Source organism: Novosphingobium naphthalenivorans NBRC 102051 (genome assembly GCF_001590985.1).
Taxonomy (GTDB): Bacteria; Pseudomonadota; Alphaproteobacteria; order Sphingomonadales; family Sphingomonadaceae; genus Novosphingobium; species Novosphingobium naphthalenivorans.
In genome coordinates, this window is record NZ_BCTX01000138.1 from 1 (window position 1) to 6,806 (window position 6,806).

Genomic DNA, 6,806 nt, shown 5'->3' on the forward strand with positions numbered 1-6,806 from the left:
CTTCCCCTTGATGGTCATAGCACTGGACAGGCCAGCCCCTCTTTCTTGGCTCCCGCCTCCGATTGCCTCACCACAACGTGGCGATCCGTGTTCCAAGACGTCACCCCAACGAACTTGCAACCCGGTCCGTGAGAGCCACAACGTGAACAGGGCTCACTTATAAACGCAGACAAATCGGGGGCCGGCCACGTATCATTCGGAAAGATGTGCGATTTGCCAGACCTTCGACGAGTACCTCACTTGGAGCTGCTGGGTCTTTAACTTAGGTTGAAGACCGAGACGTCGATCTATCTTCTCATGCGCAAACGACGTGAACTGGGGCAGGAATCGCCGCGGAGTCATCACCATGAGTCCAGAAAAAGCAATTGTTTTGGTCACCGGCAGCAATGGCCGCATCGGCACTGCGGTCATGGAACGTCTGACCGGACGCTTTAGCGACGTCGTGGGGTTCGACCGCGAGGCGGCCACTCCACCTCCAGCCGACTGCGTGAGCATACCGGTCGACATTTCTTCCGATGGAAGCGTACGAGAGGGACTACGCATCCTGCGTGAGCACCACGGGACGCATATTGCCGCTGTAGTCCATCTCGCTGCTTACTACGATTTCATAGGCAAACCGAGCCCGAGATATGACGAAGTCACGGTCAACGGGACCGGACATCTACTGCGCGGGCTGCGCGAGGGCTTCATGGTGGAACGGTTCATCTTCTCCAGCACCATGCTCGTGCACCAGCCGGGCGAACCGGGACAGTTCATCACCGAGGACTGGCCGTTGGGGCCGACCTGGGCCTACCCGGAATCGAAGGTCCGGACCGAGGCGCTGATTCGCGGAGAGCGGGGCGATATTCCCGCCGCAATCCTGCGCCTCGCCGGTGTCTATGATGATGTCTGCCATTCCCCGCCGCTCGCGCATCAGATACAGCGCATTTACGAGCAGCAGCTCGCCAGCCATTTGTATTCTGGCGAGACCTCGCATGGCCAGGCCTTTGTCCACCTTGAGGACGTCGTCGACGCCATCGAGCGCACCGTCGATCGGCGCTCTCAGCTGCCGCCGGACGCAGTGATCCTGATTGGCGAGCCAGAGACATTGAGCTACGATGAGCTGCAGCACACGTTCATGCGACTGATTCACGGCAAGTCCTCGGAGACGCAGAGCGTCCCCGGGCTGATCGCCAAGGTGGGCGCATGGGTTCAGGACCACATTCCTGGCGAGGATCCGTTCATCAAACCGTGGATGATCGACCGGGCCAACGACCACTACGCCCTCGATATCACGCGCGCACGCGAGTTGCTCGATTGGCAACCGCGCCATTCGCTGCGCAAGACAATGCCCAAGATGATCGCGGCGCTGGCAGCCGATCCCGTTGGCTGGTACCGAGAGCACGGCTTGGAACCGCCAGCCTCTCTGAGGGCGGAGGTGGCCCGAGGCGCACCGGAAGCACCCGAGGCCGTCGACGCTGGGGCCTGTCAAGTGCATGTCTGCCCGATGCATCCTGCTGTCTGCCAATCTTCCCCCGGAAGCTGTCCGAAATGCGGGGAAGCGCTGGAACCGTCTAGCGCGCCCTCGCAAGGAGCCGAGTACACTTGTCCGATGCATCCCGAGATCGTGCGCCTGGAGCCTGGCCGCTGTCCCAAGTGCGGAATGCCACTTGAGTTGCTCAAGGTACCGGAAGATCGTTATGCATGAGGAGCACGCCCGACGCGGCGACTTGACGTTTGCCGGGCAGGCACTTGAGTACACCTGTCCGATGCATCCCGAAATCGTGCGGTCCGAGCCGGGCACCTGCCCAGAATGCGGTATGACACTGCTGCCGGTCGGTACCAAAATGGAGCACGCGGGTGAGCACGGCGACATGATGGTCAAAGACCATCGAAAGATGTTGTGGCCGCACTACCTCAATTTGATGCTTGGTCTCTGGCTGCTGACCAGTCCCTTCACTCTTGGCTATCTGAGCGACTTCGCGCCCAACGCCAACCAATTGCGCGTCATGGCCGAGCGCGGGCTGCCGTCTTTCGAGCTGCGTAACCTGGCGATGACCTGGGGCGACATCGTCAGCGGCGTACTGGTAATCGTCTTCAGCGGATTGTCCGCTGATTCGTGGCGCCGTAACGCTTGGGCGCAATGGGCCAACGCCTTCGTCGGCGGCTGGTTGTTGTTCGCGCCGCTCGTGTTTTGGACGCCTCTGGCTGCGGCTTACGCCAACGACACGCTGGTCGGCGGCCTGATCATCGCGTTTTCGGTGCTGGTCCCGATGATGCCGGGCATGAGTATGGAGGGAATGATGGGCAAGCCCGACATTCCGCCGGGCTGGGCCTACACGCCATCGAGTTGGTTGCAGCGCGCACCGATCGCCGCGCTCGCGGTTATCGGGTTCCTGATTGCGCGCGTGCTCGGGGCATTTCAGCTCGGCCACATCGATGCGGTGTGGGAGCCTTTCTTCGCTGGTAGTGGCGCAATGAAGGGCGTGATGAATGGCACCGAAACAATCATTACCTCAGACGTATCCAAAGCGTGGCCCATTCCCGATGGCGGTCTTGGGGCCCTCGTCTACATGCTTGAGCTCGTGATGACCTGGATGGGCGGCAAGGACCGCTGGCGCACCATGCCATGGATGGTGCTTGGACTCACTTTCTTGATCGTCCCGCTTGGCGTCGTAAGCATCTATTTCATCATTATCCAGCCGATAGCGATCGGCACTTGGTGCACGCTCTGCCTGATCGCGGCGCTCGCGATGACGATAATGATCCCCTACCAACTGGATGAATTCGTGGCGATGGGCCAGTTCCTGCTCTGGGCGCGCCGGAAGGGCAAACCATTTTGGCGCACTTTCTGGATGGGCGGCGCGATGGAGGGCGGCAATGAAGACATGTCCCTAGGCCTCCAGGGAACGACGCAGGAGATGATCGGGGAAGCAGGGCGGGGCACGAGCTTCCCCTGGATGCTCGTCGTAAGCGTAGCGATCGGCATTTCGCTCATGTTCACGCGGCTCACTCTCGGTAACTCAGGCGCTATGGCCGACAGTGATCATCTGTTCGGCTCACTGGTGGTCGTGTTCTCGATCATGGCTTTCGCCGAAGTGGCGCGCCCAGTTCGTTTTATCAATGTCCTGTTCGGTGCCTGGCTTATTGCCGCACCATGGTTACTTGAGGGCGGCGGTTCTGCGCTTGCTGCTTGGAACGGCGTCATCATGGGCACTCTGCTCATCGTGTTCGCGATACCACGTGGGCCAGTCCATGATTCTTATGCGGGCTGGGACCGATATGTCATTTAACCGGCGGACATGTCCGATGAAGAAGTGGACCATCGGGTTTGTCATTCTATTGTTTGAGGACATTTTCTATCGAGCAAGGCCATTTTGCTCGTGGTCCATGTCGGATCAGGGAGTTTACCGCGCACCGAATGATTCTGCCAACTTCCGTCGCGAACCGGCGACGGTCTTGATCGGACCAGACGCAAGCATGTCCACCGCAGTTCATGCAATAAAGGCACGGGGAAAGAAGAAAAGAAATGAATGCGATTCGCTGCCAGTAACTGGTCAGCAGGCCAAATTGCTGATCTCCTGTCGCTTGGAAAGGGGGGGCCGTTTTCATTAACACCAGGAAAAGACTTGCCGATGTTGATTGGCTGCTTCCTCCCTCGCCCTGACGTCAGCGCGCGGCTTGGTGCCAGCCCAGGAAAATCCGAACCTCGTTTGCTCAGGGTCGTGATTCTTTAATCGGGATCAAAGTTCGGCGGAGCCGAGAGAGTATATCCGTAAATCATCCATTTGGTGCAATCCTGCGCATTAAAGAGGGCAAATTGAGGATGAGCGATTTAAGGGCGTTGCCTCTGACCTTTCGTGCGCTGTTCACGAGTTTCCTGATCTTGATCGGATTGGGCTATCTCATGGCGCTTTCCTATCTATTCCTGGTGGTGGTCGAACCTCATCAGAAGAATGGCATGGGGTTGATCGCGGGAATCGACATGAAATATCATGGTCGTCCCGACAGTTCACGGCTTGAAGCTGCGCTGCGCGGCCAAATGGCAGACAGGATCGACCAAGCCGATCGGGACCGCATATTGGAGTGGGTTCGTCGCGGCGCTCCGCAATCAGGCTATGAATCCGTGAAGCCGATATTCGCGAGCCGCTGTGTGGCCTGCCACAATCCACGTTCTGGTCTGTCGGTCCCCCCACTCGACAGCTACGCCGCGCTTCGCAAGGTGACGCAGACAGATCAGGGGCCAACCATCACACAATTGGCACGTGTTTCTCACGTACACCTGTTCGGAATCAGCATCATCTTCCTGCTAACCGGAGCAATCTTCGCACTTAGCCGGATCACGCCTTGGATACGGATCGTATTCGTAGTCATCCCTTATTTGTCGATCCTTGCGGATATCGGTTCTTGGTGGCTAACCAAATTCAATCCAGTTTTCGGTATCATAGTCGTGATAAGCGGTGCTGTCATGGGTTTGGTCCTGGCTTGTCAAATTTTCATTCCGCTCTGGGAAATGTGGTTGCCATCGCCCTGGGCTTCCGATCACCCGGGCCGGGATCCAGCCAGAGCCGGCTAGAATACGGCAAGAAGGGACACGAATCATGACCCGACGAATGATCACAGTATGGGTTGCAGCGGTTTCTTTGCTGCTGGCAGTTCTTCCGACCCCGGCGGCAGCGAATGCGGGTTACACTAAGACTGTCGGAAACGTTTTAATTTATTTGGGTATAATCCCAGCCGAAATTGTTCGTGGCCTTCATTCGTCCGGTCACACTGAGCGAACGATGCACGGTGGCACGCCCAAGGGCAGCGACGAATATCATGTCACAATTGCTCTGTTCGACGCCAAGACGGGCGAACGTATTAGCCGTGCCGATGTTCGAGCCCGTGTGGCCGAGATTGGCATGTATGGGGAAGAAAAAGAGCTTCAGCCGATGGAAATTGCCGGAACCGAAACCTTTGGGAACTATTTTCCGATGCAAGGGGATGGGCCATTCAGGATTTACGTGACGATCCGTTTGCCGGGCCGCTCTGAGGCGATATCGACACGGTTCGAACATTGGCATCGATAATGGCCTTACAGGCTCCTGCCGTCTGCAGCGAGGGATATCCCGTGCCGTGCGTTTCGGCGTTATGAAGAACGCCCGATTATCATTTCAATGACCCCGTTTGACTTGCGAAGCAAGGCTATTCCTACAGGCGCCAACGAAGGTGTCACCCGGGCGATCGTTCGATGATATTGGGGTTTGTGCGAAGCAGATGAGACCAATATTTTCTCGACCCGCGACCGAACGATTGGCGGGTATTCTTATACTGTTGGCTCTTGGCGTCGGTTTGCTTGCAGTGAATTCACCGGCCAGAGCTATGTATCTCTATGTCCACCACGCAACCGTCCATGTGGGGATCGGGGCACTGATCTCGAAAGAGCCGTTGATCTTCTGGATCAACGACGGGCTCATGGTGTTCTTCTTCTTGCTGGCGGGACTGGAGATCAAATATGAACTGGTCCAAGGTCACTTGTCGAGCATTCACCACGCCTTGTTACCGGCACTTTGCGCCGCCGGAGGCATAACCGTACCTGCCCTTATATATGGTGCACTGAATTGGGGTGAACCGGAGGCGATAAGAGGTTGGGCGATCCCCACAGCAACGGATGTGGTGCTCGCCCTTTCCGTCATTTCACTGGCCGGTGAGAGAGTACCAAACTCATTGCGCGCATTCCTGATGGCCATCGCCATTTTCGACGATATCGGCGCCGTCGGGATCGTCGGCCTGTTCTACGGAAATGGAATCACAGTACCGCCGCTCATCGGAGCCACTGTGGCCACTCTGGCCCTTGCGGTCCTCTGCAAGCTTTCTGTCGTTCGCATTTGGCCCTATGCCGTGGCCGGAATTGCCCTGTGGCTCTGTCTTCTGAGTGCGGGCGTCGAAGCCGCGTTAGCCGGATTGTTTATCGGGCTCGCAGTACCACTGAAAAAGGGCGACCATAAGCCCTTGCAGGTCGTGGCGAACGAAGTCCGCCCATGGGTCTGGTTTGTGGTGATTCCGGTTTTTGCGTTCTTCAACTCAGGCATCGTCCTGACGCCGAACATGTTTGGCGAACTGTTGGTACCGCCAACCCCTGGGATCATGCTGGGGCTTCTCTTGGGCAAGCCCCTCGGTATTCTCGGTGTCGCAGCACTCGCAGTGAAGCTTGGAATCGGTAAGCTTCCGAGAGGCTTGAGATGGCCTCACATCCTAGGCGCCAGCCTTATCGCTGGAATTGGCTTTACGATGAGCCTGTTCGTCGCGGCCTTGGCGTTTCCCTCGCCGCCGCTGTTGGCGAGCGCAAAGGTCGCTGTTCTCCTGGCCTCCCTATTGTCAGCAATTATCGGGTCGATAGTGCTGCAAATCGGGCATCGCAGATCCAAGAATGGGATTTGCACAGAGAGGTGCCATCACGCGATTGAAAAATAGAGGACAATTGTGTTTTTCTCCGAGATGGAGACTGATGCCACCTGTGACGCAGCCAGCCAACCGAGGCCAAGGCATCCGTTGCCGAAGCCTTCGCCTTGATTTGGCTGGATAAACACCTTGCTGTCGGTTGCTGTATAATTCTCCCAAAAAGTAGGCTTGGATTATTTTCCGCAGCCAAATGCCTGATGCATATAGGCGTGGACGTCCTTGATGTCCTGAACACTCAGCCCGGGATTTCCGCCCTTTGGCGGCATCGAGATCGGTGACGATGGGCTGGAGTAGCCACGTTCGATGTGATCGGTCAGCGCGGTATGCGGCTTGGTCAGGACGCCGCCCTTCTTTTTGAAATCCGGCGCACCCGGAATCGTACC

Annotated in this window: 7 protein-coding genes; 6 read left to right on the forward strand and 1 reads right to left on the reverse strand. The window is 57.4% G+C overall.

Going from position 1 to position 6,806, the window contains the following annotated elements; translation table 11 throughout:
• Nucleotides 1-346 precede the first annotated feature (346 nt).
• The 6 genes from NN5_RS23605 (at nt 347) to nhaA (ending at nt 6,435) form a co-directional block, all read left to right on the forward strand.
• The gene (locus NN5_RS23605; protein ID WP_013833435.1) at nt 347-1,687 is read left to right on the forward strand and encodes an NAD-dependent epimerase/dehydratase family protein; all 1,341 of its coding nucleotides are present in this window, start codon (nt 347-349) and stop codon (nt 1,685-1,687) included.
• Nucleotides 1,680-3,272 carry an SPW repeat domain-containing protein gene (locus NN5_RS23610; RefSeq protein WP_198409098.1) on the forward strand — a complete coding sequence of 531 codons (1,593 nt, stop codon included), beginning with the start codon at nt 1,680-1,682 and terminating at the stop codon, nt 3,270-3,272. The genes NN5_RS23605 and NN5_RS23610 overlap by 8 nt, the downstream gene beginning before the upstream one ends.
• 16 nt (nt 3,273-3,288) lie before the next feature.
• Nucleotides 3,289-3,594 carry a hypothetical protein gene (locus NN5_RS26140; RefSeq protein ID WP_157081306.1) on the forward strand — a complete coding sequence of 102 codons (306 nt, stop codon included), beginning with the start codon at nt 3,289-3,291 and terminating at the stop codon, nt 3,592-3,594.
• A gap of 211 nt (nt 3,595-3,805) precedes the next feature.
• Nucleotides 3,806-4,555 carry an Aq_1264-related membrane protein gene (locus tag NN5_RS23615; RefSeq protein WP_013833433.1) on the forward strand — a complete coding sequence of 250 codons (750 nt, stop codon included), beginning with the start codon at nt 3,806-3,808 and terminating at the stop codon, nt 4,553-4,555.
• A 25-nt stretch (nt 4,556-4,580) separates the two neighbouring features.
• Nucleotides 4,581-5,051, forward strand: coding sequence for a hypothetical protein (locus tag NN5_RS26145; RefSeq protein ID WP_041558962.1), 471 nt, complete (start codon nt 4,581-4,583; stop codon nt 5,049-5,051).
• 187 nt (nt 5,052-5,238) lie between these two features.
• Nucleotides 5,239-6,435, forward strand: coding sequence for a Na+/H+ antiporter NhaA (gene nhaA / locus NN5_RS23625; protein ID WP_013833431.1), 1,197 nt, complete (start codon nt 5,239-5,241; stop codon nt 6,433-6,435).
• A 161-nt stretch (nt 6,436-6,596) separates the two neighbouring features.
• Here nhaA and NN5_RS26465 read toward each other — a convergent pair.
• Nucleotides 6,597-6,806 (reverse strand): hypothetical protein (locus NN5_RS26465; RefSeq protein ID WP_217998766.1); only part of this gene is annotated, 210 nt, incomplete at its 5' end.